The sequence below is a fragment of the Micromonospora siamensis genome, assembly GCF_900090305.1.
GTDB classification, from domain to species: Bacteria; Actinomycetota; Actinomycetes; order Mycobacteriales; family Micromonosporaceae; genus Micromonospora; species Micromonospora siamensis.
On the sequence record NZ_LT607751.1, the window covers coordinates 1,250,094 to 1,266,040 of the forward strand.

Consider the following 15,947-nt stretch of genomic DNA (forward strand, 5'->3'; position numbering starts at 1 on the left):
GGTTGCGGCGTACCCCCGTGGGTACGCTGGCTCCAGGAGGTGCGTGGTGAAGCTTCGACCCGAGATGACCGGCGAGGCGCTGACCCGGCTCAAGCGGGCCCGGGGCCAGCTCAACGCGGTGATCGAGATGATGGAGAGCGGCGAGGACTGCCGGGCGACGCTGACCCAGCTCGCCGCGGTCTCGAAGGCCATCGACCGCGCCGGCTTCAAGATCATCGCTTCCGGCATGCAGCACTGCGGCGCCGCCCGGGAGGCCGGCGAGGAGCCGGAGATGACCGAGGCGGAGCTGGAGAAGCTCTTCCTCGCCCTCGCCTGACCCGCGACGAGCGGCCGGGCTCAGTCCGGCCGCTCGTGCCGCAGGCCGTCGAGGTGGTCGGCGAGCACGGCGCGGAGCCGGTCCGGTGGCATCAGGTCGGGGTGCAGCAGGGCGTGCAGGGTGAGCCCGTCGAGCAGGGCGTGCAGCCGGGCGGTCTCCAGGGCCGGGTCCCGGCCCGGGGCGACCAACCCGTCGGCGGCGAGCGCGTGCACGGCCAGTTCGCTGGCCCGGCGGACCCCGTCGTCGGCCCGCCGCATCAGCGGCCCGGTCGCCGGGTCGGTCCGGGTACGCGCGGCGAGCAGCAGCCACACCTCGGCCTCCCGGGCCCGCTGCCGGTCCAGCGGCAGCACCTCCTCCAGCATCTGCCGCACCACCTCGCGGGTGGGACCGTCCCAGGTGCGGGCCGCGAACCGTGCGGTGGCCTGGTCGATGACATGCTCCATGGCGAAGGCGAGCAGCTCGGTCTGGGTGTTGAAGTAGTGCCGCAGCGAGCCGGCTGACCAGCCTGCCTCGGCGGCGACGCTGCGGACGGTGGCCGCCGCGACGCCGTCCCGGTAGACCACCCGCCACAGCGCCTCGGCCAGTTCGGCGCGGCGGGCGTCCCGGTCGACGATCTTGGGCACGAGGTTCTCCGTTCGGCGACGGGACGGCGGCTGCTACGGTTATCGCACAGCGTACTAAAAAAGGGGGACGCATGTTGGTGGGACTGATCGTGGCCTGTGAGGCGGCCTTCTGGGTGCTGCTGCTGGCCGGCCTGGTGGCCCGCTACCCGCTGCGCCGGCCCCGGTTGGGCGGCGCGCTGCTGCTCGCCGTACCCCTGGTCGACCTGGTACTGCTCGCCGCCACGATCGCCGACCTGCGCGGCGGCGCCACCGCCACCTTCGCGCACGGCCTGGCCGCCGCGTACCTCGGCTTCTCGGTGGCCTTCGGCCACTCGATGGTGCGCTGGGCCGACGAACGGTTCGCGCACCGGTTCGCCGGCGGCCCACCGCCGCGCCGGGCCCCGCGGTACGGGATGGCCCGCGCCCGGCACGAGTGGCGTGAGTGGGGCAAGGGGATGGCCGGCGCGGCCGTGGCCTGCGCGCTGCTGCTCGCCGCCGTCCTGCTGGTCGGCGACCCGGAGCGGACCCGGGAGCTGGAGTCCTGGATCGGCCGGCTCGGCGTGGTGATGGCCGGATGGCTGGTCTTCTGGCCGGTCGCCTACACCGTCTTCCCGAAGCGGGCGCCGCGCGGCACGGCCATCGGCTGACCTCACCCGGGCCGGGACTCACCCCGAGCCGAGTGACCGCCCTCACCCGGCGTGAAAGGCGCGTCAAGAAACCGCCGACCGGCGTGATGGACGCGTTATGGCCCCTGTCCGTCGCTGCCACCCGGCGTTTTGATTGCCCGGCGCGACCGGGAGGCGGTCGCGGGGACATCTTCCGCTAGGAGAGATCAGCCGTGTCTGACGTGCTGTTCGTGTTGCTGACGATGGGGCTGTTCGCGGCTCTCACCCTGCTGGTGAGGGGTGTGGAGAAGCTGTGAGCGCCGTCAACGCCGTCGGCCTGGTGCTGGCGATCGGCCTGGGCGTGTTCCTGGTCGTCGCCCTGCTCTTCCCGGAGCGCTTCTGATGAGCGCGACGACAACCGGGGTGCTCTTCGTGCTGTCGCTGGTGGTGGCGCTGGTCGCCGCGTACCGGCCGTTCGGCGACCACATCTACCGGGTGGTCTCCGGCAGCCGGTCGTCCCGCGTCGAGCGGGGCGTCTACCGCCTGGTCGGGGTCGACCCCACCGCCGAGCAGACCTGGGGCGTGTACGCCCGCAGCGTGCTGGCCTTCTCCGCAGTGTCGCTGCTCTTCCTCTACGCGCTCCAGCGCCTGCAGAACCACCTCTGGCTCTCCCTGGGCCTCGACCCGGTGGTGCCGCACGGCGCGTGGAACACCGCCGTGTCGTTCGTGACCAACACGAACTGGCAGTGGTACTCCGGCGAGTCGACCATGGGTCACCTGGTGCAGATGGCCGGCCTGGCCGTGCAGAACTTCGTCTCCGCCGCGGTCGGCATCGCGGTCGCGGTGGCGCTGGTCCGGGGCTTCGCCCGCAGCCGCACCGGCGAGCTGGGCAACTTCTGGGTCGACCTGACCCGGATCACGCTGCGGATCCTGCTCCCGGTCGCGCTGCTCGGCGCGATCGCGTTGATGGCCGGCGGGGTGGTGCAGAACCTCTCCGGCGGCACCGACGTGACCACGCTTACCGGCGGTGCCCAGACCATCCCCGGCGGGCCCGTCGCCGGCCAGGAGGTCATCAAGGAACTCGGCACCAACGGCGGCGGCTTCTACAACGTCAACAGCGCCCACCCGTTCGAGAACCCGACCGCCTGGACGAACTGGCTGGAGATCTTCCTGATCCTGCTGATCCCGTTCTGCCTGCCCCGGGTCTTCGGCCGGATGGTCGGGCAGCACCGGCAGGGCTACGCGATCGCCGCGGTGATGGCGATCCTCGCGCTGGCCAGCGTCACCCTCACCAACGTCTTCGAGCTGGCCGGGCACGGCACGGTGCCGCAGGCGGTCGGCGCGGCCCTCGAAGGCAAGGAGGTGCGGTTCGACGTGTCGAACTCGGCCACCTTCGCCGCGGCCACCACGCTCACCTCGACCGGGGCGGTCAACTCGTTCCACGACTCGTACACGGCGCTGGGCGGGATGATGACGCTGGGCAACATGATGCTCGGCGAGGTCGCCCCGGGCGGCGTCGGCGCCGGCCTGTACGGGCTGCTGATCCTCGCGGTGATCACGGTCTTCGTCGCCGGACTGATGGTCGGCCGCACGCCGGAGTACCTGGGCAAGAAGATCGGGTCGCGCGAGATCAAGTTCGCCTCGCTGTACTTCCTGGTCACGCCCGCGCTGGTGCTCACCGGCACCGCCGCCGCGTTCGCCACCGGCAACGCGTCGACGGCGTTGAACGTCGGCCCGCACGGGCTCTCCGAGGTGCTCTACGCGTTCACCTCGGCCAGCAACAACAACGGCTCGGCCTTCGCCGGCATCACCGTGAACACGCCATGGTGGAACACCGCCCTGGGGCTGTGCATGCTGCTCGGCCGGTTCCTGCCGATCATCTTCGTGCTCGCGCTGGCCGGCTCGCTGGCCCGCCAGCAACCCACGCCCGCTTCCGAGGGCACCCTGCCGACCCACAAGCCGCTCTTCGTCGGCATGGTCGTCGGCGTCACGGTGGTCCTCGTCGCGCTGACCTTCCTTCCCGCCCTCGCGCTCGGCCCGCTGGCCGAAGGGCTGTGACCACCATGAGAGACAAGGACATGACGGCACCTCACGACACCGTCGACGCCCCGGCCGCTGCCGGACCGGCAAGCGCCGACGCGCCGGCCGGGAACACTCCGGCCGCCCCGGGCGGCCGGGTGGGCGGCGGGCTGCTCGACCCGCGCCAACTGGTCGCGTCCCTGCCGGACGCGCTGCGCAAGCTCGACCCGCGCACCCTGTGGCGCAACCCGGTGATGCTGATCGTCGAGATCGGCGCGCTCTTCACCACCGTGCTCGCGGTGGCCGACCCGTCGGTCTTCGCCTGGGCGATCACCGTCTGGTTGTGGCTGACCGTGCTCTTCGCCAACCTGGCCGAGGCGGTCGCCGAGGGGCGGGGCAAGGCCCAGGCGGCCACGCTGCGGCAGGCCCGGCAGGACACCGTCGCCACCCGGCTGGTCGGCTGGCGCCCCGGCGCGCGGGCGGACGCGTACCGGGACGAGGCGGTGCCCGCGCCACGGCTGCGGCAGGGCGACGTCGTCCTGGTCGAGGCCGGTCAGGTCGTCCCCGCCGACGGCGACGTGGTCGAGGGGATCGCCAGCGTCGACGAGTCGGCCATCACCGGCGAGTCCGCCCCGGTCATCCGGGAATCCGGCGGTGACCGGAGCGCGGTCACCGGCGGCACCCGGGTCCTGTCCGACCGGATCGTCGTACGGGTGACCCAGAAGCCGGGCGAGAGCTTCATCGACCGGATGATCGCGCTGGTCGAGGGGGCCAACCGGCAGAGGACGCCGAACGAGATCGCGCTGAACATCCTGCTGGCCGCGCTGACGATCATCTTCCTGCTGGCCGTGGTCACTCTCCAGCCGCTGGCGATCTTCGCCAAGGGCTGGCAGGCCGCCGCGCCGGACACCCGCGCCATCACCGACTCCGGCGTCACCGGCATCGTGCTGGTCTCGCTGCTGGTCTGCCTCATCCCCACCACCATCGGCGCGCTGCTCTCCGCCATCGGCATCGCCGGCATGGACCGCCTCGTGCAGCGCAACGTGCTCGCGATGAGCGGCCGGGCGGTCGAGGCGGCCGGGGACGTCAACACACTGCTGCTGGACAAGACCGGCACGATCACCCTCGGCAACCGGCAGGCCGCCGAGTTCCTGCCGGTGGAGGGCGTGGACGCGACGACGGTGGCGGACGCCGCCCAGCTCTCCAGCCTGGCCGACGAGACACCCGAGGGCCGCTCGGTGGTGGTGCTGGCCAAGAACGAGTTCGGGCTGCGCGAGCGCGAGCCCGGGCTGATCCCGCACGCCACGTTCGTGCCGTTCACCGCGCAGACCCGGATGAGCGGCGTCGACCTCGCCGCCGACGACGGGGTCCGGCGGATCCGCAAGGGCGCCGCCGCCGCGGTGATGAAGTGGGTACGCGACAACGGCGGCCACCCCACCGAACAGGTCGGTGAGCTGGTCGACGCGATCAGCGGCACCGGCGGCACCCCGCTGGTGGTGGCCGAGCACACCCCCGGTGAGCCGGCCCGGGCGCTGGGCGTCATCCACCTCAAGGACGTGGTCAAGGCCGGCATGCGGGAGCGCTTCGACGAGATGCGCCGGATGGGCATCCGGACCGTCATGATCACCGGTGACAATCCGCGCACCGCGAAGGCGATCGCCGACGAGGCCGGGGTGGACGACTTCCTCGCCGAGGCCACGCCCGAGGACAAGCTCGCGCTGATCCGCAAGGAGCAGCAGGGCGGCCGGCTGGTCGCGATGACCGGCGACGGCACCAACGACGCGCCCGCCCTCGCCCAGGCGGACGTCGGCGTGGCCATGAACACCGGCACGTCGGCCGCGAAGGAGGCCGGCAACATGGTCGACCTCGACTCCGACCCGACCAAGCTGATCGAGATCGTGGAGATCGGCAAGCAGTTGCTGATCACCCGGGGTGCGCTGACGACGTTCAGCATCGCCAACGACATCGCGAAGTACTTCGCGATCATCCCGGCCATGTTCGCCGGCATCTACCCGTCGCTGGACCGGCTCAACGTCATGCGGCTGGCCAGCCCGGAGTCGGCGATCCTCGCTGCGGTGATCTTCAACGCCGTCGTGATCGTCGCGCTGATCCCGCTGGCCCTGCGCGGCGTGCGCTACCGACCGGCCAGCGCGTCGAAGCTGCTCGGCCGCAACCTGCTGCTCTACGGCCTCGGCGGCATCGTGGTGCCGTTCGTCGGCATCAAGCTCATCGACCTGCTCATCCAGTTCGTCCCGGGGATCTCCTGATGCGCCTTCCCAGTTGGCTCGCCCAGCACCTGGCCGCCCTGCGTGCCGTGCTCGTCCTCACCGTGCTGCTCGGCCTGGCGTACCCGCTCGCCCTGGTCGCCGTGGGCCGGATCCCCGGCCTCGACGGCCGGGCGGACGGCTCGCTGGTCACCGTCGGCGGCCGGACCGTCGGCAGCTCGCTGATCGGCCAGTCCTTCACCGACACGGACGGCAACGCCGTCCCGCGCTACTTCCAGTCCCGCCCGTCCGCCGCCGGCGACGGCTACGACCCGACCGCCAGCGCCGCCAGCAACCTCGGCCCGGAGAGCGTGGTGGACACCCTCACCGGTGACCAGGAGACCTCGTCGCAGAGCCTGCTCACCCAGGTCTGCGCGCGCAGCCGGGCGGTCGGCGAACTCGACGGCGTCGACGGCCGGCGGCCGTACTGCACGCCGGACGGGGTGGGCGCGGTGCTCGCCGTGTTCCGCCGCGACGGGCTGACCGGCCCGGTCACCCGGGTGGTCAGCGTCAACCAGTCCGCCCCGGCGACCCCCTTCGTCACCACCTGGCAGGGCGTGCCGGTGGAGCCGGCCCGACCCGGCCAGGACTACGTCGCGCTGGGCGGGCTGATCACCCCGGTCCGGGGCGACGCCCCGCAACGACCCGCGGTTCCGGCCGACGCGGTCACCACCAGCGGCAGCGGCCTCGACCCGCACATCTCCCTGGCGTACGCGGAGATCCAGGTGGCCCGGGTGGCGCGGGAGCGCGGCGCGGACCCGGCGGCGGTCCGCCGGCTGGTCGCCGCACACACCACCAGCCGGGCGCTCGGCTTCATGGGCGCGCCCGGGGTGAACGTGCTGGAACTCAACCTCGCCCTCGACGAACGGTTCCCGGTTCGCTGACCGGTCAAGGAGGGCCCCCTGCTATACAAAAAGCGTTGACAGGGGGCCCTTCCTTACCCCCGAAGGGAGGGGTGATGGGGCGCGGTGAGCTGCGCATCTACCTCGGGGCCGCGCCCGGAGTGGGCAAGACGTACGCGATGCTCGAGGAGGCCCAGCGCCGGGCCGAACGCGGCACCGACGTGGTGGTCGGGCTGGTCGAGACGCACGGCCGGCCGCACACCGCCGCCATGCTCGGTGACCTGGAGGTGGTGCCGCGCCGGTCGACGACCCATCGCGGGGTCGAGCTCACCGAGCTGGACCTCGACGCGGTGCTGGCCCGCCGGCCCGAGATCGTCGTGGTCGACGAGCTGGCCCACACCAACGTGCCCGGTTCGCGGAACGACAAGCGCTGGCAGGACGTCCAGGAGCTGCTCGACGCCGGGATCAGCGTGCTCTCCACGGTCAACGTCCAGCACCTGGAGTCGCTCAACGACGTCGTCGCCCGGATCACCGGCACCACCCAGCGGGAGACCCTGCCGGACGCCGTGGTCCGCGCCGCCGAGCAGGTCGAACTGGTCGACATGACGCCGGAGGCGCTGCGCCGGCGGATGGCGCACGGCAACATCTACCGCCCGGACCGGATCGACGCCGCGCTGGGCAACTACTTCCGGATCGGCAACCTGACCGCACTGCGCGAGCTGGCGCTGCTCTGGCTGGCCGACAAGGTCGACGAGCAGCTCGACGCGTACCGGGCCCAGCAGGGCATCTCGGACACCTGGGAGGCCCGCGAGCGGGTGGTCGTCGCGCTGACCGGCGGCCCCGAGGGCGAGACGCTGGTCCGCCGGGCCGCCCGGATCGCCGCCCGCGGCAGGGGCGCCGACCTCCTCGCCGTGCACGTCACCCGCAGCGACGGACTGACCGGCGTCGACCCGGCCCACCTGGCCCGGCAGCGGGTGCTGGTGGAGAGCCTGGGCGGCACGTACCACCAGGTGCTCGGCACCGACATCCCCGCGGCGCTGCTCGACTTCGCCCGCGGCGTCAACGCCACCCAGCTGGTCCTCGGGGCCAGCCGGCGCAACCGGTTCGCCCAACTGCTCTCCCGCGGCGTCGGCGTCACCACCACCGCGCTCTCCGGCCCCATCGACGTGCACCTGGTCACCCACCCGCAGGCGGGCCGGGGCCGCCGCGGCCCGGCGGTGCCCGCGGCGCTGTCCCGCCGACGCCGGCTGCTCGGCTTCGCGCTCGCCGGGCTCGGGATGCCGCTGCTCACCGTGGCCCTGCGGACGCTGCCCGACCTCACCCTGACCAACGACATCCTGCTCTTCCTCGCCGGGGTCGTCGGGGTCGCGCTGGTCGGCGGGCTGTGGCCGGCGCTGGCCGCCGCGCTGGGCGGCTCGCTCCTGCTGAACTGGTTCTTCACCCCGCCGTTCCACACCCTGACCATCGCCGAGGCGGACAACCTGCTCGCCCTCGGCGTCTTCGTCGGGGTGGCGGTGGCGGTCAGCTGGGTGGTGGACGTCGCCGCCCGGCGTACCCGGGAGGCCGCCCGGGCCTCCGCCGACGCGCAGACCCTGGCCACCGTGGCCGGTGGGGTGCTGCGCGGCGAGCGACCGCTGCCCGCACTGCTGGACCGGCTCCGGGAGACCTTCGGGCTGCGCGCGGTGAGCGTGCTGGAGTCCGCCGGTGGGCGGCCCGGGCGGGCCGGCGCGGAGGACGCGTGGCGGGTGGTGGCCGCCGTCGGCGACGAGCCACCGGGCAGCCCGGGCGCGGGGGAGACGACGGTGCCGGTGGACGACCGGCTCACCGTGGTGCTCGCCGGTCGCCGGCTGGAGGCCGCCGACCGGCGCGTCGTCGAGGCGTTCGCCGCCCAGGCCGCCGTCGCGCTGCGCCAGGAGCGGCTCGCCGAGGAGGCGGCCACCGCCCGGCCCCTGGCCGAGGCGGACCGGATGCGGACCGCGCTGCTCGCCGCGGTCAGCCACGACCTGCGTACGCCGCTGGCGTCGGCGAAGGCGGCGGTGAGCAGCCTGCGCAGCCCGGACGTCGAGTTCGACGCCGAGGACCGGGCGGAACTGCTCGCCACCGCAGACGAGTCGCTGGACCGGCTGGGCCGGCTGGTCGCCAACCTGCTCGACATGAGCCGGTTGCAGGCCGGCGCGCTCGGCCTGACCGCCACCGCGATCGGTCTGGAGGACGTCGTACCCCGGGCCCTGGACGAGCTGGGGCCCGCCGCGGCGGACGTGACCACCGACATCCCCGCCGACCTGCCGGCGGCCACCGCCGACCCCGGCCTGCTGGAGCGGGTGCTGGTCAACGTCGTGGCGAACGCGTTGCGGCACAGCCCACCGGGCCGGCCGCCCACCATCAGCGCCAGCGCCCACGCCGGGCGGGTCGAGCTGCGGGTCGTCGACACCGGTCCGGGCATCCCCGAGGATCAGTGGGAGCACGTCTTCCTGCCGTTCCAGCGCCTCGGCGACCGGGACAACCAGACCGGGGTGGGCCTCGGCCTGGCCCTGTCCCGCGGACTCGTCGAGGCGATGGGTGGCAGCATCACCCCGGAGACCACGCCGGGCGGTGGCCTGACCATGGTGGTACGCCTGCCGGCGGCGGCCGACGGAGGTGCGGAGTGACCCGGATCCTGGTCGTCGACGACGAGCCGCAGATCCTGCGGGCGCTCCGGATCAACCTGCGCGCCCGCGGCTACGACGTGGAGGTGGCCGCCACCGGCGCCGCCGCGCTGAAGGCCGCCGCCGGTCACCCGCCGGACCTGGTGGTGCTCGACCTCGGCCTGCCGGACCTGGACGGCGGGGAGGTGATCCGGGGGCTGCGGGGGTGGAGCAGCGTGCCGATCATCGTGCTCTCCGGTCGGGCCGGTAGCGAGGACAAGGTCGCCGCGCTGGACGCCGGGGCGGACGACTACGTCACCAAGCCGTTCGGGGTCGACGAGCTGCTGGCCCGGATCCGGGCGGTGACCCGTCGCCTCGCGCCGACCGCCACCGGCCCGGCGCTACGGGTGGGCCGGCACACCGTCGACCTCGCCGACCGGACCGTGACCCGGGACGACGGGGCCGAGGTGCGGCTCACCCCCACCCAGTGGGCGATGCTGGAGAAGTTGCTGCGTAACCCGGGCAAGCTGGTCAGCCAGCGGCAGTTGTTGCAGGACGTGTGGGGGCCGGAGTACCGCGAGGAGACGAACTACCTGCGGCAGTACATGGCGCAGCTGCGGCGCAAGCTGGAGGACGACCCGGCCCGGCCCCGGCACCTGATCACCGAACCGGGCATGGGCTACCGCTACCGTCCGTGAGCCGGTCTGCGGCTGCCTCCCGGGTCTGCCGCTCGACGTGCGGTCGGCAGGCGTCGCCGTCGGCCGGTGATCCGGATTCAGAGCCGACCGTGGTGGGTACCGTGGCGGTGCGTCCGTCCGGTGCCGCTCTCCAAGGGCGGCCCACCCGGTCGACCGAAGCCGCCACCGACGCACCCGCGGGCCGCGGCCGCTCGCACCGACCGGGGAGGAGCGACCATGACCACACCACCGACCGCCGCCGACGCCCTGGCCGAGCTGGGGCGGATCCGGCTCGACGAGGTCACCCTGACCGACGTGCTGTGTCGGCTCGCCGAGCTGGCGCGGCGTACCGTCGCCGGCGCCCAGGAGGTGTCCGTCACCCTGATCCGGGGCGAGTCGGGCCGGACGATGGCGCACACCGGCGAGCCGGCCCTCGCCCTCGACCTGGTGCAGTACGAGGACGGCAGCGGGCCGTGCCTGTCCGCCGCAGCCAGCGGCTCCTCCATCTCGGTGCCCGACACCGGGGCCGACGAGCGGTGGCCGGACTGGAGTCGCCGGGCCCGGGAGCACGGGGTGGGCAGTTCGCTGTCGATCGGGCTGCCGATCCAGGAGGCGGTGGTGGGCGCGCTGAACGTCTACGGCGGACCCCCGCACTCGTTCGACGCCGAGGCGGTCACCGTGGCGGAGAGCTTCGCCGCGTACGCCGCCGTGGCGCTGGCCAACGCCCACCTGTACGACAGCACCAGCACGCTCGCCGAGCAGATGCGCGAGGCGATGCGGAGCCGGGCGGTGATCGAGCAGGCCAAGGGCATCATCATGGGCTCGCGGCGCTGCTCGCCGGACGAGGCGTTCGCCCTGTTGGCCCGGATCTCCCAGGACAGCAACCGGAAGGTCCGCGAGGTCGCCGAGGCGCTGGTCGCCGGCGCGGTCAAGCAGCCCTCCTGACCCGGCCGGCCGGCACCGCGCGGAGCCGTCCCGGTAACGTCCGGCAGGATGGGCGCCGGTAGGGCGGGCGCCGTGGCGAGCCCGGCGAGGGGTGACGATCTGGTGGAGCCGCACGAACACTGGTCCTCCGGCGACCCGCAGGCGGTCCTTGACGCCTTCGAGCAACTGCCCGGATTCGTGTGGGTCTTCGAGGGCCCCGAGCTGCGGGTGGCGGCCGCGAACCCGGCGGTACGGGCCGCGGTCGGCGACCGCATCCACCTGCTCGGCGAACCGTTCCGGCGGGCGGTGCCGGAACTGGCCGGCCAGCAGATCTTCGAACTCCTCGACCAGGCGCTGGCCGGGATCCGGTCGCACGGCTACGAGCAGCGCGTGCTGACCGACCGGTCCGGCGACGGACGGCTGACCGAGGCGTTCTACACCTTCGACATGGCGCCGTGGCGCAACCCGGACGGCTCGGTACGCGGCGTGATCGTGCAGGCCGTCGACGCCAGCGGTGTGGTGGCCACCCGACGGGCGGTCGAGGCGGCCGCCGCCCGCGCCGAGAGCCGCTACCGGCAGGCCGTCGGTCTGATCCTTGAGCTGCAACGCAGTCTCCTGCCGGACGCGCTGCCGGTCCTGCCCCGGGTCCAGGTGGCCGCCCAGTACCTGGTGGCCGGCAGTGAACTCGTCGCCGGCGGGGACTGGTTCGACGCCGTTCCGCTGCCCGACGGGCGGCTGGCGCTGACCGTCGGCGACGTCGTCGGGCACGGGGCAGCCGCAGCGGCGGCGATGGGTCAGCTGCGGACCGTCGTCCGGCAGGCGCTCCAGTCCGGCGATGGCCTGTCGCAGGCCCTCGACGCGCTGAACCGGTTCGCGGCGCACTCGGCCGCGACCCGGGCGGCGACCAGCTGCCTCGCCGTCCTCGACGCGCGCACCGGAGTGCTCGAGGTGGCCAGTCACGGGCACCCGGCGCCGCTGGTGCTGGGCGCGGACGGCGACTCCCGCTTCCTGCCCCTGGTGCCGGCCCGGCCGCTGGGCACCGGCCCGGACCCCGCTCCGGTGCACACCTGCCGGCTGACCGGCGGGGACGTCCTGCTGATGTTCACCGACGGTCTGATCGAGCGGCCACGGCAGAGCCTGGACGAGAGCGCCGGGGCGTTGGCGACCGCCGCCGGAGCGGCCCGGCGCGGTCTGCTGGCCGAGGGCAGCACGCTGCCCGACCGGCTGCCCGATCTGCTCTGCACCCTGGTCACCGAGCGGCTCGCCATGGCCGAGGGCGGCTTCAACGACGACTGCACACTGCTCGCCGCCCATCTGCTGCCCGAGCCGATCGCATCGCTGCGGCTGACCCTGCCCGCCGACCCGGCCGCGCTGCGCCCGATGCGCCGGCAGGTCACCGGCTGGCTGGAGCACGCCGGCGTCGACCCGGACGACACGGTGGACCTGGTGCACGCGGTGGGCGAGGCCGCCACCAACGCGATCGACCACGCCTATCCGGAGGGCGGGCCGGCGGACTTCACGGTGGAGGCCGACCTGGACGACCAGGGCGTCGTCCGGGTCACCTGCGCCGACCGGGGCCGGTGGCGGCCCCCGGTGCACGACCCGGGTGGCCGCGGGCGGGGCCTGACGATGATCCGCGGGCTGGTCGACCGGGCCGAGGTGCGCCACACCGACGCCGGCACGACCGTCCGGATGCGGCACCGGGTCGGGCGGGCCACCAGCGTCACCGCCGCGGCGGCCGGCCAGGTATCCGGCCCGCACAAGCGGGACGTCGGGGCGGACGAGTTCGGTCTCACCTTCGTGCACACCCCGGCGGGCCGGCTGCTGTACGTGCGGGGGCCGGTGGATCTGGCCACCGGCGCCCAGCTGCGGGCCGCGATCCTGCGCGCCGGCCGGGGCGGGACCCTCCCGCTGACCGTCGACCTCACCGCCGTCACCCATCTGACCAGCACCGGCGTGCAGATCCTGCACGAGCTCTCGGGCAACGTCACCGGCCTGCGCGTCGCCGCCGCCCCGGGTGCCCCCGCCCGGGCGGTTCTGCGCCTGACGGCGCTGGACCACCTGCTGACCGACGCCGACGCCGCGACTGCCGACGTCGACGCCGACACGGGTGCCGACGCCAACGCCGGACCAGACGCCGGCTAGCCGCGCTGCTCGGGGTCGCCGGAGCGCTGCGTCGGCGTGCCGCTGGTGGCCCGTTCGACCAGGGCCTCCGCGACCTCACGCAACTTTCGGTTGGAGTCCTGGGAGACCTTCGCCAGGATGGCGAACGCCTCCTCGGCGGTGCACCGTCGCTGGCCCATGATGATGCCCTTGGCCTGCTCGATCACCGCCCGGCTCTGCATCGCCACCTGCATCTGCTGGGCGAGGGTGGCGGTGCTCTCGTAGAGGTGGGCGTTGGCCAGCGCGATCGCGGCGTAACCGGCGAGCTTCTGGGCCAGCGAGGTCACCTCGTCGAAGGCGTGCGGGGTGGCGCCGTAGATGTTCAGCGCGCCGACGAACGCCTCCTGGATCGGCAGGCCGATCGAGAGCGAGCTGGCCGCGCCCGCCCGGTGCGCCCGGGCGGCCCACTCCGGCCAGCGACTCTCGGTGGCCATGTCGGCCACGATCATCGCCGTGCCGGTGGTCGCGGCGTCCAGGCACGGGCCGCGCCCGTGCTCGTACTGCCACAGGTCCAGCATCAGGGCCAGCTCGCCGGTGAAGGCGGCGGTGTGCGCCTCGGCACCCTGGATCAGGGTGACCGACACCTCGTGGGTGCCGGGGATCGCCTGCTTGGCGACGTCGGCGATCCTGGTCAGGACGTCGTTCAGGTCGGCCTCGCCGTGCCTGATCGTCCCGAGCTGGATGAATGCCTCGGTGAGGTCGAGAGGTGCCTGCGACATGGGCGTCTGACGTCCTTGCGAACCGGCGCGGTCGATGTCGGCTGAGCCGGACAGCGCGTACGGGCGATCCGCGGGTAACGGACCGCTGGCCGGCCCGCAGGTACGGGCCAGTGGCCGGCGCCGCTGCTTGACGCTGATTGCCGACATCCCGGTGGGATGTCGGCTACCGGGTCAGCTTACGGTGCTGCCCCGGGCACTGCTGAGTGGGCTTGCCGCCGGTCAGCGGCCTCCGCGTGACCGCCGGTGGCCGCCGTCGCGTCCGGCGAGCCAGGCGTCGCGGCTGCGCGGCCCTCCGGCCGGGTGCCGTCCGGCGGCACCGGTGGGCGGGGTGGGCTCGCGGGCGGCGTTCCGGATGAACCGGTCGTGGGAGCCGGTCACCGACAGGACGAACCGGACGGCTGTCGACATGGCGCGGACGGAGAGGCGTCCGCCCGCTCCGGTCACCAGCCGGTCGGCCTCCTCCAACGCGCGGATTCCGTCGGCGCCGAAGAAGCTGACGCTGGAGAGGTCCAGCAGCACCTCCGTCGGCTGCTCACGGGCGTCGCGGGCGATGAACTCGACGAGGGCCGCGGTGGTGCTCATGTCGATCTCGCCGCCGACGGTGATCAGGGTCGCCGGCCCGTCGCCCGTTAGCAGGGCGTCCCGGGCCAGCGAGAGGGGTGCCCGGGTGACCGTCGCGGGTCCGGTCGATCGCCGGTGGTGCAGGCGTGGGTGCCGCGTCATCGCTTCTCCCTCCGGCGGTGCGGATCGGTGGCCTCGGGTGACGGGGGCCGCCGTCGGGTCGGTGGCCGGGCGGGTCGTCGGTCGGAGTCGGGCCACCGACCGCGGTCCAGGACGGCCCGACCGCGGTCCAGGACGGCCAGGCCGCGAATCAGGGCGGCCCGAGCGTGGTCCAGGGCGGCCCGACCGGAGGAGGACGGACCGGCGGTGCCGGCGGCCGGCCCGTCGGGCAGGGCGGCCGGCGTGGTGAACGCTCCGCGGGCCGGGGACAGGGCGGATCCGCCGGACGCAGGGTGACTGCGGGCGTGGCGGGATCGGGCGGGTGACACGGCACCTCCGACGATGATGGCTGTCGGCGCTCGACGTCGATCGGTGCTCGATCGACGCGGCAGGCGCATGTCTTGACCCGCGGAAGATCCTACCGCCGGAACCGGCGGCCCGCATCTGGATCTTGGCAGGCGGCATCGGCCGACGGCCCCGGTCGGCGGGTCGGCCAGTGCGCGGTCCGTACCCCGGGCGAGGGCCGGCATGCCGGTCTCTCGCAAATCGCGGCGGACCCGGTGTCACCATCCGGCAGCCGGGTAGGGCCCATCGTGGGACCAGTGGCCGGACGACAGGGAGACCGTGATGTCACAGCCGTCGACGAGCCCGGAGAGCGCCTTCGCGGAGCTGGGGCAGATCCGGCTGGACGAGGTCACCCTCGAGCAGATGCTGGACAAGGTGGCGGAGCTGGCGAACCGCACCATCCCCGGCGCCCGGGAGGTGTCGGTGACGCTGGTCCGCGGCGGGGCGGCCCGCACCGCCGTGACCACCGGTGAGATCGCCCGTGAGCTGGACGAGTGGCAGTACCGCGAGGGCTTCGGCCCGTGCCTGGACGCCGCGCCGAGCGGGGACTCGGTCAGCGTGCCGGACACGGCGACCGAGTCGCGCTGGCCGGGCTGGGCCGAGCACGCCAGCAACGCGGGCATCGGCAGCTCGCTCTCGGTCGGCCTGCCGATCCAGGAGGCCGTCACCGGCGCCCTCAACGTCTACGGCGGGCCGCCGGACAGCTTCGGTCCGGAGGCGATCGCGACGGCCGAGACCTTCGCCGCCTTCGCGGCGGTCGCCCTGGCCAACGCCCACCTGTACGACGCCACGGCCACCCTGGCGGAGCAGATGCGGGAGGCGATGCGGAGCCGGGCGGTGATCGAGCAGGCCAAGGGCATCATCATGGGGGAGCGGCACTGTTCGTCGCAGGAGGCGTTCGCGCTGCTCTCCAAGATCTCCCAGGACACCAACCGCAAGGTCCGCGACGTCGCCGCGGCGCTGGTCGACCGGGCCGTCGGAACCGGCCGGCGCTGAGCCGGGGACAGCGCCCCGACCGGGCATTACGCATCGAGGGCGGCCAACGGGTGTAGCCACTTGGATACCCCCGTGCCGACCACCTGGGCACCCTCGCGCCGATCGGGTATGGCCACAGGAGCCGTGCCGCT

General features: G+C 73.8%; 14 protein-coding genes. 11 read left to right on the forward strand and 3 right to left on the reverse strand.

Annotation, left to right across the window (positions count from 1 at the left end):
* Positions 1–46 precede the first annotated feature (46 nt).
* Positions 47–316, forward strand: coding sequence for a metal-sensitive transcriptional regulator (locus GA0074704_RS05890; RefSeq protein WP_088969556.1), 270 nt, complete (start codon positions 47–49; stop codon positions 314–316).
* A gap of 20 nt (positions 317–336) precedes the next feature.
* On the opposite strand, the gene GA0074704_RS05895 is transcribed toward GA0074704_RS05890, so the two are convergent.
* The gene (locus GA0074704_RS05895; protein ID WP_088969557.1) at positions 337–939 is read right to left on the reverse strand and encodes a TetR/AcrR family transcriptional regulator; all 603 of its coding nucleotides are present in this window, start codon (positions 937–939) and stop codon (positions 337–339) included.
* A 71-nt stretch (positions 940–1,010) separates the two neighbouring features.
* On the opposite strand from GA0074704_RS05895, the gene GA0074704_RS05900 reads away from it, so the two are divergent.
* From GA0074704_RS05900 to GA0074704_RS05940, 9 genes are all read left to right on the forward strand, one after another.
* Entirely contained in the window at positions 1,011–1,565 is a 555-nt protein-coding gene (locus GA0074704_RS05900) for a hypothetical protein (RefSeq protein ID WP_088969558.1), read from the forward strand.
* 271 nt (positions 1,566–1,836) lie between these two features.
* Positions 1,837–1,926 carry a K(+)-transporting ATPase subunit F gene (kdpF, locus tag GA0074704_RS05905; protein ID WP_036343797.1) on the forward strand — a complete coding sequence of 30 codons (90 nt, stop codon included), beginning with the start codon at positions 1,837–1,839 and terminating at the stop codon, positions 1,924–1,926.
* A complete protein-coding gene (kdpA, locus tag GA0074704_RS05910) occupies positions 1,926–3,581 on the forward strand; it encodes a potassium-transporting ATPase subunit KdpA (RefSeq protein ID WP_088969559.1) in 1,656 nt (551 codons plus the stop codon). The genes kdpF and kdpA overlap by 1 nt, the downstream gene beginning before the upstream one ends.
* A gap of 20 nt (positions 3,582–3,601) precedes the next feature.
* Entirely contained in the window at positions 3,602–5,809 is a 2,208-nt protein-coding gene (gene kdpB / locus GA0074704_RS05915; RefSeq protein WP_088969560.1) for a potassium-transporting ATPase subunit KdpB, read from the forward strand.
* A complete protein-coding gene (locus tag GA0074704_RS05920) occupies positions 5,809–6,690 on the forward strand; it encodes a potassium-transporting ATPase subunit C (protein WP_088969561.1) in 882 nt (293 codons plus the stop codon). The genes kdpB and GA0074704_RS05920 overlap by 1 nt, the downstream gene beginning before the upstream one ends.
* Before the next feature lie 74 nt (positions 6,691–6,764).
* Entirely contained in the window at positions 6,765–9,296 is a 2,532-nt protein-coding gene (locus GA0074704_RS05925; protein WP_088969562.1) for a DUF4118 domain-containing protein, read from the forward strand.
* Complete coding sequence (locus tag GA0074704_RS05930; protein ID WP_088969563.1) at positions 9,293–9,970, forward strand: response regulator; 678 nt, start codon at positions 9,293–9,295, stop codon at positions 9,968–9,970. Before GA0074704_RS05925 ends, GA0074704_RS05930 begins: the two co-directional genes overlap by 4 nt.
* Before the next feature lie 216 nt (positions 9,971–10,186).
* Positions 10,187–10,894, forward strand: a complete 708-nt coding sequence (locus GA0074704_RS05935; protein WP_088969564.1) for a GAF and ANTAR domain-containing protein — start codon at positions 10,187–10,189, stop codon at positions 10,892–10,894.
* Positions 10,895–10,942: 48 nt separating this feature from the next.
* Positions 10,943–13,018 (forward strand): SpoIIE family protein phosphatase, encoded by a 2,076-nt coding sequence (locus GA0074704_RS05940; RefSeq protein WP_088969565.1) that lies wholly within the window; start codon positions 10,943–10,945, stop codon positions 13,016–13,018.
* Here GA0074704_RS05940 and GA0074704_RS05945 read toward each other — a convergent pair.
* Together GA0074704_RS05945 and GA0074704_RS05950 are read right to left on the reverse strand one after the other, a co-directional pair.
* The gene (locus GA0074704_RS05945; RefSeq protein ID WP_088969566.1) at positions 13,015–13,755 is read right to left on the reverse strand and encodes a GAF and ANTAR domain-containing protein; all 741 of its coding nucleotides are present in this window, start codon (positions 13,753–13,755) and stop codon (positions 13,015–13,017) included. The two genes, GA0074704_RS05940 and GA0074704_RS05945, sit on opposite strands and share 4 nt — an antisense overlap.
* A gap of 219 nt (positions 13,756–13,974) precedes the next feature.
* Complete coding sequence (locus GA0074704_RS05950) at positions 13,975–14,478, reverse strand: STAS domain-containing protein (RefSeq protein ID WP_088969567.1); 504 nt, start codon at positions 14,476–14,478, stop codon at positions 13,975–13,977.
* Positions 14,479–15,102: 624 nt separating this feature from the next.
* Between GA0074704_RS05950 and GA0074704_RS05960 the strand changes: the two genes are divergently transcribed.
* The gene (locus GA0074704_RS05960) at positions 15,103–15,816 is read left to right on the forward strand and encodes a GAF and ANTAR domain-containing protein (protein ID WP_088969569.1); all 714 of its coding nucleotides are present in this window, start codon (positions 15,103–15,105) and stop codon (positions 15,814–15,816) included.
* The last annotated feature ends 131 nt before the right edge of the window (positions 15,817–15,947 follow it).